Below are 19787 nucleotides of genomic sequence, written 5' to 3' on the forward strand. Positions count from 1 at the left end.
ATCGATGCAGAAATATCGATTCAACCTGAATGCCCGGAGGCAAATGCGCCATGTGCAAAGCCGTTATGAATGTGGTTATCTCTAGCGCAATATTGCTTGCAGGCGCACTCAACGCCCCTGCTGCACTGGCGCTAACATCAACGCAAAAAACCTTTATAGAAGCTGAGAAAGCATTAAAAAAACAAGACTATGCAGTTTATAAACCTCTGCGAGCAAAACTCGGTGATTACCCGCTGGCAATCTATTTAGACCACGATATTGATATTGGTAATCTCAATGGTCTATCTGGTTTTGCGGCTAAATCATTAATTGAAAAATATGAGACCACGCCTATGTACAACAGGTTAAGGTCTAAATATTTATACAATGCTGGTAGCCAAAATCGTTGGACTGACTACCTGACTATTGCTCAAGAAGCCCCCGCCGATATTCGCCTGCAATGTTACTTCTATGAGGCAAAACTGGCACAAGGCGATATTAAAACCGCCTATGCTGCCGCGCAATCTCTGTGGGTTTATGGTGGTTCACGACCAAAGGAATGTGATCCGCTATTTAATACTTGGACCAAAGCAGGTAAACGTACGCAAGATGTCGTCTGGGCGCGGATGATGCTGAGTTTTGAAGCTGGAGAAACAAGCCTACTGAGTTATTTATCACAAAAAATCACCACCCACATTAACGAAGCAAAACGCTTAGTCGCCGTATTTAAAGATCCTAATAGCCTGCGCCATACCGAAAAATTTAATGATAAAAATCCCATTGTTGGTGACATTGTTGCCGCAGGACTAAAACGCCTTGCTCGTAAAGATCTCGATCAAGCGATCAATTTGTATACCCGGTATCAAAAATCCCATCGTTTCACGCCAGCTCAAGCTGAACAATTAGATAAATATTTGGTTCGCCGTGTATTAATAGAACAAGATGATGACCATAAAGACTATGCCGACGCCGAAATAGCCACGCTAAAAAATGACGATTTGTTTGAGCGTCGTTTAAGATGGGCGATTCGCGATCATGATATGCGCAGCATTGCGCGATATTTGAACCTGTTACAACCCGAAACTTTAGCTAAAGAACGTTGGCAATATTGGCTCTATCGTACTAATGCCAAGGATGCGCCAGAAAGTGCCACCAAGGCACTTGCCAGTATCAGTAATGAACGTAATTTTTACGGTTTTGCCGCGGCGCAGTATTTAAATAAACCGGTATCGCTTAATCAAAGCCCCGAGCCCGTTGTTGATGCTAACAGCCAAAAGTTAACTGACGATATAGGCTTTGTTAGAGTGCAAGAATTAATGGCGCTCGATCGTTATTTTGATGCGCGCTACGAATGGATGTCACTACTCAGACGCAGTGACAACACTATGCGAGCCCGTTACGGCCGTTATGCCCACGAGAAAGGTTGGTACGACTTTGGCGTTGAAGCCAGTATCCAAGGTAAATTGTGGGATGATATACCGCTACGTTTCCCTATGGCACACCAAGAAGGCTTTGAACATGCCAGTAAAAAGCACAAAGTGAACATCGATGAAATTCGTGCTATTAGTCGCCGCGAGAGCGCCTTCTACCTTTATGCGACCTCTGGCGTGGGTGCCCGTGGGTTAATGCAAATTATGCCTGCTACGGCCAAAGCAACCGCTAAAAAGCAGGGTGCAAAATATAGCGATCCAAAAGATCTTTATAGTGCCGAGCTTAATCTCAACCTTGGCAGTGCTTACTATGCGCAGTTATTAAAAGAGTTTAACCAAAACCGTATCCTCGCCACCGCAGCCTATAATGCGGGGCCATCAAGAGTGCGTCGCTGGTTAGCGAACTCAGACGGTAAACTCGATGCTATGGGCTTTATTGAAGCGATTCCGTTTACCGAAACCCGTGAATATGTGCAAGCCGTCCTCAGCTATCGATTGATTTATGAGGCGCAGGAGCAAAAAGCGCAGCCATTATTCAGCGAAGCTGAACTGAAGTTTGCTTACTAACTCGCGGCATAAAAGGAACTCGATGCTCAGCAGTATCGAGTTCCTACTTTTCAGCATATCTTAGCGTAATGCTCACACTTTAACCGCCAAAAACTCTTAATGATGTTCACTAAATTCAAATAATTAGCAAAGCGAATAATTATTCAGCAATCACGCCGTTTTCTCGTAAATTTGTTTGCACTAAAAGGCATTAAATGCGAATAGTTAGTATTAATGCATTAATACTCCCATTAGGCCCATGATTAACCTTAGTTTGTTAACGCTCAGCTGCGAATACCAACCCTTTGTCGATCCCCATACGTTTACTATCGACGGCTATGAAGCCTTAGCGCGTTTTTATCAACCGAATGGCGATGCGATTGCACCCAATATAGTGTTCGAGCAACTGCATGAATCCATAGAGTTGCTCGCCGCGGTTGAATATCAAGCCAAGGTATTTCAACTCGCCCATGCGCCCCACCAGCAGCGTATTTTTATTAATGTCGATCCCCATGCCGTCGATGGGCCAAATACTGCCAAGCTTATAAAGCTGTTATCACAGTACCAGCAAGTCACGGTCGAGATCATTGAAAATACCTGTGTTAACGATGCCATGCTTGCTAATCAACTATTCAGCCAATTTAAACAAGCGAATATCAAAGTAGCGCTAGACGATATTGGCGCGCCCCACTCCTTGCTGTGTGTCGATCTGATGATGAACGTGGATTATCTCAAGTTCGATCGCCATTGGTTAACCCACATCACGCATCCTGAGGGAGTCCAATTACTCATAGCACTGATTAACTTTGCCAAACAAACCAATAAGAAGTGCATTCTAGAAGGTATAGAAACTGAAGCTCACTTAGCATTTGCGCGAGACATCGGCGTCCACTTAGTCCAAGGCTTTTTGTTTAAATCTTGGTTTATTCGCCCCAGCAGCAGTCAAACGCTGTGTCTTGCATAGATCGACCGCTGTCCTTTGGTTTTGCGCCACCAGCACACTCAAGCCTAAACTTCACTCAGTCGAGCAATTGATTTCACTGCAAAAATGCCACTGGATAAGCAGGCAACTATCCGCCATAGTGGTAAAGCTTGTCTGCTTTCACATATACATTCAGCAGCGTTTTCAAATGTATTAGGAGTCGCCCGTGACACAATCTGGGATCAGCGCATTACTACAACAACTTGAACAAGTATTACTGGGTAAACCTAGGCAAATTCGGCTTGCATTAGCCTGTATTCTCGCCCGTGGCCATCTATTGATTGAAGACTTACCTGGCATGGGTAAAACCAGTATTTCCCATGCTATAGCCCAAAGCTTGGGTTTGAGTTACCAGCGGATCCAATTTACCAGTGATATGCTGCCGGCAGACATTCTTGGCGTGTCGATTTTTGATCAACATCAGGCGCAATTTATCTTTCATCCCGGGCCGATTTTTAAGCAAATGATTTTGGCCGATGAAATTAACCGCGCCAGCCCTAAAACACAAAGTGCTTTGCTCGAGGCAATGGCTGAACAACAAATTTCCGTCGATGGCATTACCCACAGATTACCCAATCCATTCTTTGTCATCGCAACGCAAAACCCCACCGATCAATCGGGTACATTTGCGCTACCAGAATCGCAGCTAGACAGATTTATGATGCGTCTATCTATTGGCTATCCAAGCCACGACGCTGAGCTTGCGATGCTTAAGAGTAATCATAACCACTTGACCTTAGAACAATTGCCCCAGTGCCTGGCACCACTAGCCTTGATGCAACTGCAAGAAGAGTGCGACAAAGTCAGCGCTTCCGATGCTCTGCTAAATTACATTTTGGCCTTAGTCGCTTTTTCGCGCAGCCAAAGTGACAGTGTGGGTTTATCACCGCGCGCCACTAAAGCTTTATTGCAAGCCGCTAAAGCATGGGCTTTTTTAGAGGGCCGACATTATTTAGTCCCCGAAGATGTACAAGCGGTATTTTGCTGCGTGGCGGAGCACAGACTGAGAACCAGTAGCCAATTACAGGGTGAAGCGTTATCTGAGCTAATCCTTGCCAGCGTGAATCCCATCATGTAGCGAGCCGTTGTGATAAACGATATCGCTAAAGTATGTCATTAAACGAATAAACCAAGGCATTTGGGTAAGCTATTCAAATAAGGAAGTGATGCAAGCGTGAAACGACTGGCGGTTACAATTTTAGCCCCGATTTGGCAGCGTTGGTTAGTAAGGCGCTTACCACCGAGTCCTGAAATCATCTTAAGCCATCGCAGCATTTTTATTTTGCCGAGCGGTTTTGGCTTAGTTTGGCTTAGTCTGATTTTACTCTTATATCTGTTTGGTACTAACTATCAAAATAACTTAGTCATTGGCCTCAGTATTTTACTTTTAAGCCTGTTTAATACCTGTATTCTCTACAGTTATAAAAATCTGGCTGGCCTACATTTACGCGCCATGACGCCGCCAGAAGCTTATGCGGGCGAAACATTAACCTTTCCCGTCCTCATTAGTACCCATCACAGTAGCCATAGTATCCAGCTTAACTATCCGCATAATCGCACTTATACAGTGCAAAACGTCAACGCCGATGAACAGCAAGCGCTGGTGCCTTTTGAGTATCATCAACGGGGAAATATGTCACCGGGGCGGCTCAAAATTGAATCCTTTTATCCCTTAGGGCTGTGCCGCGCATGGTCCCATGTCGATTTAGCCATTAGCCACTTAGTTTTTGCAAAACCAATGGAAGCGCCGTTACAACTTGAGGCAGACAATGTTCAATCAGAGCAAGATCCGCTGTTACTTGCGGGTAAACATGTGGCGGGTATCGATGAATTTAAAGGCCTTAAACCCTATGTGCTCGGTGAATCCCTTAAGCAAGTGGCGTGGAAACAATGGGCGCAAGGGCGCGGCATGCTCAGTAAAGAATTTCAACAGCCCCAAGGCGAGCCTGTTTGGTTAAGGCTCAGACCCGATGCTAAACGGCTCGAAACCCAGTTGAGTCAGTTAAGCTGGCAAGTTAATAAACTTACGCAACTCGAGCAGTATTTCGGTTTACACCTACCCATGCTGATGGGCGAGGATATCCTGATTGCGCCCGCTATCGGCAATAACCATAGGATCGCCTGTCAAAAAGCCCTCGCCTTGTATCCACAAGCGCCGTCAGCTGTTCATTACCCACATGAGTCGTCAGACTCGAATAAAACAGATAAAGCCACCAGCAAGAAGCGTCATATCCCTATCTCGAGGGAACAGGCATGAAATTACTTGCCAACAGCACGACACCGCAAATCGGCGAAAATATCGGCCGTCATACACTCTTTTGGTTATTGATCACCAATATCGCTGTATTAAGCCCATTATTTGATAAAACCACGCCTTGGACGTTAGGGATTTGCGCGATTTGTTTGCTGTGGCGCATAGGTATTTATGTCGGCAAAGTGGCAAAGCCGCCGCGTTTTCTGGTAACCAGTCTTGCAATAGGCGCCGTCACCACATTGGCATTAGTCTCAAAACAAATTGGCTTACTGAATGCGCTAGTGAATCTATTACTCTTAGGTTATGCCTTAAAATACATTGAAATGCGTAATCAAAGGGATGTGCGCGTTGTCGTGCTCGCGGGCTATTTTATTATCGCGCTGACATTTATTGATCATCAATCCCTACTGAGCACTATGCATCTACTGGTGGTTACGCTAATCAACACTTGCGTACTGGTGACGTTATACCAAGATAAACACTCCTTCAAACATACAGCTTGGCTCGGTGGTAAATTTTTACTGCAGAGTGTGCCTCTCGCGCTGCTGTTGTTTTTAGTGTTACCGCGATTTGCGCCGCTCTGGTCAGTGCCTAACATGAAAGAAGCACAAACGGGTCTGTCCGATAATCTAGCTATTGGTGATATCGGCAAGCTCACCCGTTCGACCGAACTTGCCTTTAGGGCGGGGCTTTCCAATGCAACCCCCACCAATGCCGAGTTATATTGGCGCGCCCTAGTAATGGAAAACTATGACGGTGTCACTTGGCGCCAAGATGCAGAAATTAAAAAGCTGCAAAAAGAGGCGCTGCAGTTTCCGCCATCACGGCCCAGCCCCGCGTTGATGATTAATAACCCTACTTTTATAAGCAGCAAGCCTCAAAATGCTGCGCAAGATAATAGCCACAGCATTCGTTACCAAGTGATTGCTGAGCCGAGCCACCAGCCGTGGTTATTTGGTCTGGATGTGGCCTATAGCCAAGATGATAATGTGGCCAATCTACCCGACTATCGGCTATTAGCCCTGCGTAATGTCGACCAACGCATGAGTTATCAAGTTGAATCTTGGCCCAAGGCGAAGATGGATCTCATGCTCTCAGCGCAACAAAGACAGATTAACCTCGAGCTGCCGAGTAATAGTAATCCGCGTACTTGGGCACTGGCAGCACAGTTTAAGATGCAACATCCCGAGCCTAAGCCACGATTGTCGGCCATGATGCGCCATTTCAATAGTGAACCCTTTTTCTATACGCTCACGCCACCTCCCCTTGGACCGCAGCAAGTGGATGATTTTCTATTTGAAAATAAAGCCGGATTTTGTGTGCATTATGCCGCAGCATTTATTTTTATGGCGCGGGCATCGGGCTTACCTGCACGTATGGTGACAGGCTATCAAGGCGGAGAGTTTAATCCACAGGCGGGTTACTACAGCGTTTATCAATATATGGCCCATGCATGGACAGAGGTTTGGCTTGAAGGTGAAGGTTGGGTGCGTTTTGATCCGACCGCGATGGTGGCGCCCGAACGCATCGAACAAGGGTTTGACGCTCAGTTTGACCCAGAGCAAAGTTACCTGCAAGCAAGCCCTTTTAGTAGTCTACGGTTTAAATCTATGCCTTGGCTTAACGAGTTAAGACAGCGTTTTGCCAGCATAGATTACTACTGGAGTGTGTGGGTGCTCGGTTTCAACCAAGATAAACAAAAGCAAGTGCTCAGCGGGATTTTAGGCAAGGTGACTAACACTAAAATTGCACTATTTATGGGGCTGTGTATCGGCCTTATCGTGCTTTATATCGCCTACAGTGCAGGGCTATTACATTTTAATACTCAGGGCGACCCCATCAGTAACCGCTACCAACTCGTCTGTAATCGTCTTGCCCGCCATGGCATTAAACGCAATGACAGTGATGGTCCCAATCAATTTTCCCAGCAGATAATCGAGCAATACCAGCACAGTGCACCAAAACTCTGCGCGCTGGTTCAAACCATGACGCAAAGTTATGTGGCACTGAAATACCAAGCGTTACCCGCTGAGGACTATCAACGGCATTTAAGCGAATTTAAAATGGCGGTAAAACAACTTAATAGGTACTTATTTAACGCGAAGGTGCGAGCTAAGCTCAATCTAGCCTAACACTCGCGAGTATTTAGAGGTTTAAGCTAACCAATGCTCCCAGTAAATACCTAAAATTACGGGTAAATCCCACAGATGCAGCAATAGTGTTGAATCTTATAAATCAAACACATAGAATTGTTTTACTGTCACCATGCCGAGTTGCACATGCTTAAGTTAATCCAGTCCAATCAGATGGAAGTGCTCTGCGCCCATTTAGCCGCTTACCTGACCCAACCCCTTGCTTTTGCACGTCTACTGAGTAACGAGCATATTCTGGTGCAGAGCCCCGGCATGTCGACTTGGCTACGCCTTGAAATTGCCAAACAAAATGGTATTGCCGCCGCATTAGCGTTTCCACTACCATCGAGCTTTACTTGGCAGTTGTGCCACGACTTATTGCCCAATGTGCCTAAGGATAACGCCTTCACTAAGGCGGCAATGACGTGGAAGCTAATGCAACTCTTGCCGCGCATGTTGCAAGATGATGCCTTTGGGCCATTAAGACACTACCTAGGTAATACGTTAGACAATAATGTTTCTAACGAAAATACCGCTGATACGAGTGAGCGCCTCAACACCAGCAACATGACGGCTGATGACATTAAGCTGTACCAACTCTGTGGCCGCATCGCCGATATTTTCGACCAATACTTAGTCTATCGCCCCGATTGGATTCTAGCGTGGGAGCAAAATGAGCATCCAGAATCACTTTCAAAATCGCTAAATGACGATCAACGTTGGCAACCTATTCTATGGCGAGCGCTTATTACCTTTAACCGTGATGAGCTTAATCAAAGCCATTACCACAGGGCCAATCTGCACAGTGATTTGATTGCCGCGCTGAATAATCCCGACACGTCACTCGCCAAATTGCCGCAACGTTTATTTGTGTTTGGCATTTCATCTATGGCGCCGCAAACCCTCGAGGTGCTTTATCATCTGGCAAGCCGTATCGATGTGATCGTGCTGGGTTTAAGTCCATGCCAGCATTATTGGGGCGACATTATCGACCCCCGTAATCGTGCCCGTATGGCGGTGCAATATGCGGGTAAACGCCAATTAGCTGAATTATGGGAGGATAAACTTGAAGTGGGCAATCCGCTACTGGCTAATAACGGTAAAATGGGCCGTGAATTACTCGATATGCTGCTTGAGCTCCCCACCGAACACTGCGATTTTGGTGATGATGTTTATTGTGAGCCCTGTGACGACCCTAACGATCCCATGAGTCAGGCCAGCATGCTCCACGGGGTGCAATACGATATTTTAGAGATGCAAACCTTAGACCGAGTGCTAGGGCCAGATGCCGAGCTTTATCAGAATGTTGAGAACAGACGTTTATTTAAACGCGACGATGAGTCGATTCGCGTTAAGAGTTGTCACAGCCCACTACGTGAAGTCGAAACCCTGCACGATCACTTGCTTGAGTTACTCAGCAACCATGCAGACCTAACTCCCAAAGATATCGTGGTGATGATGCCCGATGTCACCGCCTATGCGCCCTATATCGATGCCGTCTTTTCAGCAAAGCAAGGGCTGCATTACATTCCCTACGCCATTGCCGACCGCGGCGCGGCGCAGGAATCTCCGCTCATCAATAGTTTTTTAAATTTACTGGGTATTAATCAGAGCCGTTTTGGCCTAACCGACATTTTGAGCATACTCGAAGTGCCCGCCATTTTGCGCCGTTTCCAACTCGATGATGATGAGTTGCAACTGATCCGCCGTTGGTTAGATGAGGCTGGTGTACGCTGGGGCCGTGATGAACAAAGCCGACTTAAACAAGGCGTGCCGGCATTTGAGCAAAACTCCTGGGCGTTTGGTATTAAAAGACTGATTTTAGGCTATGCCTTAAGTGATGATGCGCCGCTGTATCAAGACCAATTAGTGGTAACCGGTATCGAAGGCCAATCAGCGCAAGCGCTGGGTAAATTACTTAACTTTATTGAAGTGCTCGATGAAACGGCGCAAATACTCGCACTGCCGCAAATTGGCGCACTGCGCCTAAGTGAATTAACTGAACTACTAGATGCTTTTTACGACACAGATGAAGACGAGCACGAACAGTTACAAGAAATCCGCGATGCCATCGCCGCCCTAGAGCTAGAGCTGCTCTCGGCGGGAAAGCCATTAGATGCCTCACTGTTGGGTTTTTCTTTAGATGTAAGTCCGTTAGAGACGTTAACTCAAGAGCGCATAAGCGGACTGAGCCTCAGCATTGAAGTGCTGCAGCAGTGGTTTAATCAACGCTTAACTGAATCCCGGGTCGGCCAGCGTTATCTTGCCGGTAGCGTGAACTTTTGTACCTTAATGCCAATGCGCTCTATCCCCTTTAAGATAGTGTGTTTACTTGGCATGAACGATGGAGTGTATCCTAGGGTTCAGCATCCTGTCGGTTTTGATCTAATGGCGCACTTTGGTACCCGAAGGGGCGATCGTTCCCGCCGCCTCGATGACAGATATTTGTTTTTAGAGGCGTTACTATCGGCGCGTGAGCAACTGTATATCAGCTATATCGGTCGTAGCGAACGGGATAACTCTGAGCGTATCGCCTCTATGCTGGTCTCTGAACTAATAGAATATTGCCAGCTGTGTTATCTGCCTGAAACGCTATTGGCTGAATCGCAAAATGCTTCAAGCCCCATAGATCCAGAGGATGCCGAAAAAGCGCTTTATAAAGTGATTGTTAGCCACCAGCCACTACAACCCTTCGATCCTAAGTTGTATCAGTCCGTAGTAAAAAGTGATGATAAAGATGGCTCAGGCAATAAATCAGGCATAGGCCAAAGTTACAGCCAGCAATGGTGTCCACCTAATGCCGATAAAGCGGGCGTACATGCGAGCCGCTTTATCGACGCGCACACCCGCATCATACTCGAAGCGGATGAGCAAGATTCAGTATTAGAGACAAATGCACAGGCCGCTTCACAGCACGAACAGCAGCAAAGCAAACAAGTGGACGTGTCTGCCTTAATCCGTTTCTTTCGAAATCCGGCGCAGTATTTTTTCAACCGAACCTTAAAAGTCGACCTTAGCCTTAATATTCAGGCCGATGATAATGACGAGCCCTTTAGCTTAAATGCCTTAGAGCGCTATATGTTGCAAGCTCAGTTACTCGACGATGCCATAGGTAAAGGGACAACTGAGCCCGATATCGAACTGATTAAACGCCTCAAAGCCAGCGGCAGTTTGCCGATGCAGCCCTTCGATGATTTGCTGCTGCGCCAATATCAGCACGATATTAAACCATTGATTGGCATAACCTTGTTCCTCAAGGGTGAACAGGCCAGCAGCCACGCCGATATTAACCTCGCCTTTGACTTACCCATCACGCCGGATAAATCTTACAAAGTGCTACTGCAAGGTCGTATCGATGATATCAGCCCTAAGGGATTAGTGAATTATCGTCCCGGTAGCGCCCATGGCCGCGATGTACTGAGGTTGTACCTTCGCCACCTGTGTTTAATGGCGATGGGGCACACACATGCAAGCTATCTACTCGACATGGGTTATTTCCATGCTCTCGCACCAATCACAGCTGAGCGCGCCCATGCGTTACTCACCGATTTATTGGTGCTGTTTTACCAAGGCCAGCAACGCCCACTGTGTTTTATGCCGCGCACCTCTTTAGCCTATGTCAGCAGCGAGGGCGAGCACGATGAACGCTTACAGCAAGCATTACCTGAATGGCTGGATGAGCAGAGTCAATTAGGTGAAGGGAACGAACCTCATTACCAGCGAGTATTCAGCTTCCCGCGGGATTTCGCTGAGGAAAGCTTTGGCGCATTAGCCGAACACATCTATCGTCCTATGGTGAGTTTATATGTCAAAGGCGCACTGGATCAGCTTGAGGAGTTTGCCCTTAACGATGGTATGAGCCAAGGCCAAGCGACTGCCGCACATTTAAACCGCGATAGTACGCAGGGAGAACCCGCATGAGCGAACCTATACCATTGAACGCACAAGAATTAAGTGTAGGCGCACAGGCACTTAACCCACTCACTTTGCCCTTTGGCGGTAGCCGTCTGATTGAGGCCAGTGCTGGCACAGGTAAAACCTACACCATTTCAGGCCTTTATTTACGCTTATTACTTGGCGATGGCATAGCAGCGCCGCTGACCTGCGAACAAATTCTCGTAGTAACCTTCACTAATGCCGCCACCGAAGAGTTACGGGATCGTATTCGTCGTCGTATTCAAGTTGCCTTTAAATGCTTTTTAGGTTTACCGATTGCCGATCCCTTTGTGCAGGCATTGTATGACAACACCCCTGATCGTGATCGCGCCATTGCTCTGCGGCGTTTTGATCTCGCCCTTAAGTCCCTCGATGAAGCGGCGATTTTCACCATCCACGGTTTTTGTCAGCGTATTTTATCGGATCTCGCCTTTGAGTCATCTTTGCTGTTCGAATCGGACTTTACCTTAGACGATAGCGAATTTTTGCACCATGCGGTGCGGGATTTTTGGCGTGAGGCCTGTTATCCGCTGCCCGATTACTTAGCGCAAATCATTGCCAAGGAATTTGGCGAGCCCGATGGATTAGTCAAACAGTTGCGGCCACTCCTTGGTGCCAGTCAAGCAAAGCCGCTTAAAGCTGCGCTTAAGTTTGATGTCTTAGCCCTGTCACTGCGCCAGAGTGTCGAGCGCTTTAAATTAGTCTGGCCGCGGGGCCGCGATGACTTATTAGAATTACTGCACAGTTTACCGCTAAATGGCACCCGTTTTGGTAAGGCGAGCGACAAGTACCCCAAACTCGCCGCCATGTTCGATGAGCTGGATAACTGGCTCGCCTTCGGTTATGGGCTGCCGCCACTGAAAGAGTTAGCCGCCTTGTCCTTGTCTGAATTAAAACTCAACAAGGGCGGCGTGATCCCAAGCGTAAGTGAAGCGCCGCTGATGGATCATATGGAGCAGCTAGCTACATTAATTGCCGCCATTAAACCGGCATTTTTATTTAGCGCCAAACTCAGGATCAGCGAGCGCTTTAGCGAGCAAAAACAGCAAAAAAACGTGCTAACACCCGATGATTTACTCACGACCTTAGCAAGCGCGCTAAATGCCAATAATGAAACCTTGCCCAAAGCCGTGGCGGTGCGTTTCCCGGTTGCGCTTATTGATGAGTTCCAAGATACCGATCCGCTGCAATTTGCTATTTTCTCTGGTATTTACCAAGGCCGTTACCCATTTGAGCAGCAAGATAAAGACGATACTGAAAACAAACTCAGTCTATTGATGATTGGCGATCCTAAACAAGCTATTTATGCCTTTCGCGGCGCAGATATTCATACCTATATTGAGGCGCGTAATCATACGCAGGCACACTATCATCTGGATACCAACTACCGCTCCAGCGCTAACATGGTGGCAGGGGTCAACCATCTATTTAGCCAGCATCCCGATCCTTTTATCAGCCAGTCGATCCCCTTTGATAGCGTGAAAACGCCCAGCAGTGCTAAAGATAAGACCCTCACTGAAAAAACCGCTAATCCGGCCGCCTTAAGAGTAAGACTCTTGAGTGAAAGTGAAGATAACGGCCTCAACAAGACCACTGCCAGACACATATTGGCCGAAGATGCGGCGGCAGAAATCACTCGTTTACTAACAGATGCCGCCAATGGCAAGTGCCACAGCCCGAAAGGGCCTTTGATTGCTAAAGATATCGCCATCCTAGTGCGTGATCGTAACGAAGCCGCGGTGATGAAAACGGCATTGAGTAAACGTCACATAGGCGCGGTATTTTTAAGTCGCGACAGTGTGTTTGATACCCTAGAAGCGCGGGAAATGGCGTTAATTTTGCGATCATTAGCAGATCCGAAGGATGAACGGGCGCTGCGTAGCGCACTAGCCACGGCATTATTAGGTTATAGCGCCGAGCAAATTCATGCCTTTAACCAAGATGAAGAGCAGCGACAACTGCTGTTAGAACAGTTTTTTAACTTGCACCAAGTGTGGCAAAAACGCGGCATCATGCCCGCACTACTCAGCCTTGCCAATAGTACTAAGCTGATTGACCGCTTACTGCACACCACAAGTACTGATATTCAAGAACAAGACGCCACTAACGGCGAACGTCGTTTGACGGATTTTCGCCACCTTGCCGAGCTATTACAGCAAAAAGCCACCGAGCTTGATGGCATTAGCGCCCTACTCAATTGGTATGAGCAACAACTGATTGATAATACTGGCACCGATGAACAGCAGCTGCGCCTCGAAAGCGAGCAGAATCTAGTACAAATCGTTACTATCCATAAGAGTAAGGGCCTTGAGTATCCCGTATGTTTTGTGCCCTTTGTCAGCCTAGCCCGTGACAATCGCCGCCGCCCAACACCTATGCTGTATCACAGAATCAACGATGCTGGTGAGCAAGAGTTAGTGTGGGATATAGAAGGTACGGACGAGGGTTGGGAGCAAGCAAAACAGGAAACCTTGGCCGAAGATTTGCGCCTCTTGTATGTTGCGCTCACTCGCCCTGTATATTTATGTTACTTGTATATTGCTAACCACAGTCGTCAGCTTAAAAATGGCCTTAAAAGCCAGCTACATGAAACCGCTATCGGCTATCTATTAAATATAGGCGACTCAGAATGTGATTTTGCCCGTATCTGCAATGCAGCGCAGCAGCTCGCACAAGATGTAGAAGCCATTAGTCTTGATAAAGTACCCGATAGCATAGATGAGCGCCCATTGCCCTCAAGTCAAGATAGCGCGCAAGTGTTATGCGCGAAAACCTTAACTCGCCAATACAATACGCCGTGGCGAGTTGGCAGTTATTCAGGTCTAGTTAAAAATACCAGCCATGGTAAAGCTGCGCCTGGTGCGGATGATGAAGCATTAAGTGTGCTAGACACAGTCCAAATTTCAACCACAGATAGCCCCCCGCAGGATAGTACGCTCAATCGCTTTAACTTTGAGCGCGGCGCCAATGCCGGTAGCTTTATGCACTTAGTGTTAGAAGAGATTGATTTTACCAAAGCAGAAATCGACTTACCGCTGCAATTACCCAAAGCCATGCTGCAATATGGTATCGCCCCCGAGTGGCAAACGGTATTACATACTTGGTATTTAGATTTACTACATGCCCCCCTTGGGCTAATGCCAACAACAGAGCCACCAACATCGGTGTTTATAAATGATTTCAAGACGGCCAAACCTGAACATCCAAATCTGTGTTTAGCCAAGTTATCACCGCAAGATACCTTAGTCGAAATGGAATTTTATTTACCACTAAGCGAGCTTAAAGATACTGAACTCAATGCACTACTGCAGCAGTTTGGCTATGAGTCGACACTTAAATTTGATGAACTTAAGGGCATGCTCAAGGGTTTTATCGACTTAACCTTTGAATATCAAGGTAAATATTACATCGCCGATTATAAATCGAATCATTTGGGCGACAATATCAATGCCTATCATCAGAGCGCGCTGCAAAGTGCAATCACCGACCACAGGTACGATTTACAATACATTCTTTACTCATTGGCGCTGCACCGATATTTAAGTTTGCGCCTGCCAAGTTACGACTACGACAGCCATATTGGCGGTTGTTATTATTTATTTTTACGGGGCATGTCGGCGCAATATCCCGGCTATGGTATTTATTACGACAAGCCGCCGAAGGCACTTATTCTCGCGCTGGATTCACTTTTTAATGACAATTTATTTCACAGCAAATCACCCCGTAAAACTGATGTAGGAGTCATAGCATAATGCGCTCAACTCAACGGCTAAATGCACATTCACTCACCGCGGCGAAATGGATAGACCATGGTGCAATCCAGCTTAGTGCAGCGTTGCCAGAACTATTGAAGCTGTGGGAGCAGGAACGACTGCTCACGCCACTTGATAGACATTTCGCGCTCCAGATGAGTCAGTTGCATCCCAGTGATGGCCAGCAACCCCTGTTTATATTGCTGTGCGCGCTATTAAGCCAGCAATTATCTTCACAGCACACCTGCCTCGTGTTAGCCCATATCGTGCCGCTTAATCCCATGGCCGAGCAAACTAGCCATTGTAAAATCAGCTTAAGTCTAGAGGCGTTAACACAGAGCTTGCAAACCTTTGATGCAGTTGGAATAGCGGGTAGCAATAAACCGCTTATTTTTGATAATGGCAGGCTCTATTTGCAGCGTTACCATCAATTTGAAACCTCAGTGGCCGCCTCATTAATCCGTTTATCTGGCACCGTATCTGAGCACGTATCAGTAGATACTCACGCTCAAGATCAAGATCAAATTAAAGATACTAAGTTGAGGTCACGTTTAGATCAATTATTCCCTGCCAATGCACTCGCTGATCATGAACTTATTAACAATGAAAACGCCGCGATTATCGACTGGCAAAAAGTGGCTACTGCCACAGCACTAGGCAAAAAGCTATCGGTGATCACTGGCGGCCCGGGTACCGGTAAAACCACCACTGTGACTAAGCTTTTATTGTTGCTGCAAATGGAATCTATGCAGGAAATACGCTTAGTGGCGCCCACGGGAAAAGCCGCAGCCCGCCTAAGCGAATCGATTAAAGCCTCAAAAGCCCGTCTAGCAAAGGAGCTCAACGCCCATGCTGGTGTTGGTGCCAATAACCAAGACTTTCTAACAGCGTTAGGGCGTATTCCAGAAGAAGCCTCAACCCTGCACAGACTGCTCGGGGTGATCCCAAATTCAGCGCACTTTCGTCACCATCAAGGCAATCCGCTTAGGCTCGACTTGTTAATCGTCGATGAAGCTTCCATGGTCGATTTGCCCATGATGTATAAACTACTGAGCGCATTGCCCAAGCACGCCAGTTTGATTTTGCTTGGCGATCAAGATCAACTCGCCTCGGTAGAAGCCGGTGCTGTACTCGCCGATATTTGTGCAGGTCTTAAAATACCAGCAGATCCCAATAACCCTATTCCAAACAATAATTTTCTAAACAACAATGAGTTAAATAAGAGTCCTCAGTGGCAAATGCGCTATTCCAAAGAGCAAGCTGAGCGCCTGTGCGCCTTAACGGGTTTTGAATTAACGCCTTATATCAGTGATGTCCCTAAACTTGGCGATAGCTTGTGTATGTTGATGCACAGTCACAGATTTAAAGGCGATGCAGGTATTGGACTGCTTGCTAATGCCGTCAATCGCGCGGATCTTCAAGGCATTATGCAGGTATGGCAACAAGGCTCTGCGGAATTAAGCTGGCTAGAACACAGCATGCTCGTAAGCCAAACCCAAGCGAAAGTGAACGAACCTGCCAATAACACTGGGCTTAATTTATTGCTCGAACAAGCCTGCAACCAATATGGCGACTATCTTCGCGCATTGAACCACTCTGTAGATAACAATGATTTAGGCACTCGTCCAAGTACCGCTGACATCATAGAACGCTTCAACCAGTACCGTATTTTATGCGCCATGCGCTCAGGCGATTATGGGGTCGAAGGTATCAATCAATATGTGACTCAGGCACTTGCCAATGCCAAGCTGATTAAACCGCTGCAGGAGTTTTACCTAGGCAGGCCCATTATCATCCAAAGCAATGACTATAACTTAGGCCTGTTTAATGGTGATATCGGGCTAATTTTGCAGGATGAAGATAAACCAGAGCGGTTAATGGCGCATTTTATTAAAGCCGATGGCAGCCTGCTAAAAGTCTTACCCGCTCGTTTACCTAGCCATGAAACCTGTTACGCCATGACAGTACACAAAAGCCAAGGTAGTGAGTTCAGCCGCGTTGCTTTAGTGCTACCGCCAAATCCAAGTTTAGCCCAGTGGCAACTGCTGACTAAAGAGTTGGTCTACACCGCCATCACCCGCGCTAAAACCCACTTTACCTGCTTAGGTACCCAACAAGTGTTCGAACGCGCAAGTAGCCAAGTGACTCAACGGGCATCGGGCCTCGCTGATAGACTCTGGTCAAACAATTCCCAAACCAGCTCACTTGCGAGTTAAACCCAACGAGGAATGCGCTAAAATTCGCCACTTAATAGCGCCAAGGCACCAAAGCCTTGCACTCATAGGGGCAAGAAAACTAAGATGTCAGCGGCTGTACTATTGGATGATATACATATTGCCACTGGCCGATATCATCCGACTTTGCTCACTTGAGGAATCATAATGTCTAAGATCAATCTACTTCTGCTGTGCGGTGGCGGAAGTGCCGAACACGATATTTCATTAATGTCGGCCAATTATTTTGAAACCTCATTGGCAAAGTCCGAGAAATTTTGCGTATTGCGCGTCGAGCTGGATAAATTAGGTCAATACCGCACCGTCGCAGGTGATGACTGTGAACTAACCAATAGCCGTGAAATTCGCTTCCGTGATCAAAGTAAAGCACCTTGGCCAGTCGATTACGTCATTCCTTGCATTCATGGTTACCCTGGCGAAACCGGCGACATTCAATCTTATTTTAATCTGATCCAACTACCCTATTTTGGCTGCGAATCCGAAGCCAGTAGCAATTGCTTCAACAAGATCACCGCTAAAATGTGGTTCTCTGCCTTAGGCATTCCCAATACACCGTATATTTTCTTGAATCAGTTTGATGATGCGGCGATTGAGCAAACTCAAGCGGCATTAGCGCAATGGGGATCCATCTTCGTTAAAGCGGCGTCACAGGGGTCCTCGGTTGGTTGTTACAAAGTCGATGATCGCGATAATGTTGCCGCCGTACTTAAAGATGCGTTTGGCTATGCGCCCTATGTGATAGTTGAAAAAACGATTAAAGCCCGCGAGTTAGAAGTGGCGGTATACGAGTACAACGGTGAAGTGGTGGCAACCGTACCAGGTGAAATCATTTGTGATACCAATAACTTTTACACCTTCGATGAAAAGTACGCCAAAAACAGCAAAGCACGTACCGATGTTGTGGCACAAAACGTTTCAGCTGAGATCAGCGAGCAAATTCGTGCCTATGCGATCAAAGCATTTAAGGGCATGAAACTGCGTCACCTGTCGCGTATCGACTTTTTCTTAACCGCGGATAACGAGATCCTGCTAAATGAAATCAATACCTTCCCAGGTTCTACGCCGATTTCGATGTTCCCCAAAATGCTACAGAATCACGGGCATGACTTTACTGAATATTTGAGCCTAGTGATTAACGGCCAGTTAAAAGCTAACGCTTAATACCAATTCAATAACTGCTAAAACAATTAGAGCGCCCTAGGCGCTCTAATTGTTTTTACAACTAATTGTCGAAGTGCTAATCACTCGCTAGGCACTTACATTTACTCAAGCGACTGACCTTAACGGTAACGCTTTATTCTTGAATGCGTTCCAATTTTGCAATGTAAAACCCATCAAAGCCACTATCGGCTGGGCTAATGCTTTCATCTTCAATTAAACGGAAATTAGGGTTTTGAGCTAAAAAGGTATCCACTTGCCCACGGTTCTCGCAGGGGAAGATAGAACAGGTAGCATACACAACAATACCGCCAACTTTAACCATGCGGCTGTAACTGCTTAAAATATGTTGTTGTAGCTCCATTAACACAGGTAAACGTTCAACGGTATCGCGCCATTTTGCATCGGGGTTACGCTTTAATACACCTAAACCCGAACACGGCACATCGAGTAATACACGATCGGCACTGAGTTTTAAGCGTTTAATGGTTTTACTACTGGTGATAACGCGGGTTTCAACATTATGTGCGCCATTACGTCGAGCACGCTCTTTGAGTTTATCGAGTTTCCACTGCTCCACATCCATCACCAACAGGCGACCTTTACCCTGCATTTGCGCCGCAATATGTAAGGTTTTACCACCCGCACCCGCGCAAGCATCAATCACTTTCATACCAGGTTTGGCATCGAGCGCCGCCGCTACGCGCTGCGAGCCTGCATCTTGCTGCTCAAACAAACCGTCTTTAAAGCTTTGAGTACGAAACAAAGCAGAATCTGAGGTCACTTCAAGGGCTGAATCCACCCCATCAACCTTAAGCGTACTAACAAACTCAGCGGCAAGTTTTGCGGCCAATTCATCACGCGTCACTTTAAGACCATTGGCGCGTAAAAAACGCTTCGGTGCAGTGCTTAAGGCTGCACGCTCTTTTTCCCAAGCATCGCCTAACTGCTCACGACCCATAGTATCAAGCCATTCTGGACAACCATCCCATAATACCGGCTTAGTTTTCGCTTGCTCGACACGATCGGCTAAACGTGCCTCATCGACTTGCAGCGAATATTGCATTTTAGGCAGTTCAAGCCCGTGGAATAAATGCCACGCATTAAGCAATTTAGAACCAAAACGTTCCATCTCATCTGGACTGATTTCCGCCAGATAACAATATAAATTTAAACGACGTAGGATATCACCCGTCGTTAATGCGATACGCGCCTGCTCGGCGGGCACCAATTGCAACCCAGAAAAATGCTGAGAATAGGCCCGATCTAAGGGTTTTCCTTGGCTCAGCACCATAGTTAAGATACTGATCACTAATTCGTTCGAACTGGCAGAAAGCGGAGAATTCAACATTTAAAAGGTCACCATGGATTATAAAACCGGAGG

The 19787-nt window shown here is 46.8% G+C and carries 10 protein-coding genes; 9 read left to right on the plus strand and 1 reads right to left on the minus strand.

Going from position 1 to position 19787, the window contains the following annotated elements; all coding sequences use genetic code 11:
* Nucleotides 1-50: 50 nt before the first annotated feature.
* The 9 genes from BW947_RS14125 (at nt 51) to BW947_RS14165 (ending at nt 18406) form a co-directional block, all read left to right on the plus strand.
* Nucleotides 51-1976, plus strand: a complete 1926-nt coding sequence (locus tag BW947_RS14125) for a transglycosylase SLT domain-containing protein (RefSeq protein WP_076500606.1) — start codon at nt 51-53, stop codon at nt 1974-1976.
* A gap of 238 nt (nt 1977-2214) precedes the next feature.
* Nucleotides 2215-2919 (plus strand): EAL domain-containing protein, encoded by a 705-nt coding sequence (locus BW947_RS14130; RefSeq protein WP_076500608.1) that lies wholly within the window; start codon nt 2215-2217, stop codon nt 2917-2919.
* A gap of 184 nt (nt 2920-3103) precedes the next feature.
* Nucleotides 3104-4015: an AAA family ATPase gene (locus BW947_RS14135; RefSeq protein ID WP_076500610.1), complete on the plus strand. Its 912-nt coding sequence runs from the start codon at nt 3104-3106 to the stop codon at nt 4013-4015.
* 96 nt (nt 4016-4111) lie between these two features.
* Complete coding sequence (locus BW947_RS14140; RefSeq protein ID WP_076500619.1) at nt 4112-5194, plus strand: DUF58 domain-containing protein; 1083 nt, start codon at nt 4112-4114, stop codon at nt 5192-5194.
* Nucleotides 5191-7323, plus strand: coding sequence for a transglutaminase TgpA family protein (locus BW947_RS14145; RefSeq protein ID WP_076500621.1), 2133 nt, complete (start codon nt 5191-5193; stop codon nt 7321-7323). The genes BW947_RS14140 and BW947_RS14145 overlap by 4 nt, the downstream gene beginning before the upstream one ends.
* A 147-nt stretch (nt 7324-7470) precedes the next feature.
* Nucleotides 7471-11244, plus strand: coding sequence for an exodeoxyribonuclease V subunit gamma (gene recC / locus BW947_RS14150; protein WP_076500623.1), 3774 nt, complete (start codon nt 7471-7473; stop codon nt 11242-11244).
* Nucleotides 11241-15011, plus strand: coding sequence for an exodeoxyribonuclease V subunit beta (gene recB / locus BW947_RS14155; protein WP_076500625.1), 3771 nt, complete (start codon nt 11241-11243; stop codon nt 15009-15011). The genes recC and recB overlap by 4 nt, the downstream gene beginning before the upstream one ends.
* On the plus strand, nt 15008-17227 hold the full coding sequence (gene recD / locus BW947_RS14160) for an exodeoxyribonuclease V subunit alpha (protein WP_076500627.1): 2220 nt from the start codon (nt 15008-15010) through the stop codon (nt 17225-17227). Before recB ends, recD begins: the two co-directional genes overlap by 4 nt.
* Nucleotides 17228-17392: 165 nt before the next feature.
* Complete coding sequence (locus tag BW947_RS14165; RefSeq protein ID WP_076500629.1) at nt 17393-18406, plus strand: D-alanine--D-alanine ligase; 1014 nt, start codon at nt 17393-17395, stop codon at nt 18404-18406.
* Nucleotides 18407-18539: 133 nt separating this feature from the next.
* Here the strand turns inward: BW947_RS14165 and BW947_RS14170 are convergent, their stop codons facing one another.
* On the minus strand, nt 18540-19754 hold the full coding sequence (locus BW947_RS14170; protein WP_076500631.1) for an RsmB/NOP family class I SAM-dependent RNA methyltransferase: 1215 nt from the start codon (nt 19752-19754) through the stop codon (nt 18540-18542).
* Nucleotides 19755-19787 lie beyond the last annotated feature (33 nt).

The sequence above is a fragment of the Shewanella morhuae genome (genome assembly GCF_900156405.1).
Taxonomy (GTDB): domain Bacteria; phylum Pseudomonadota; class Gammaproteobacteria; order Enterobacterales; family Shewanellaceae; genus Shewanella; species Shewanella morhuae.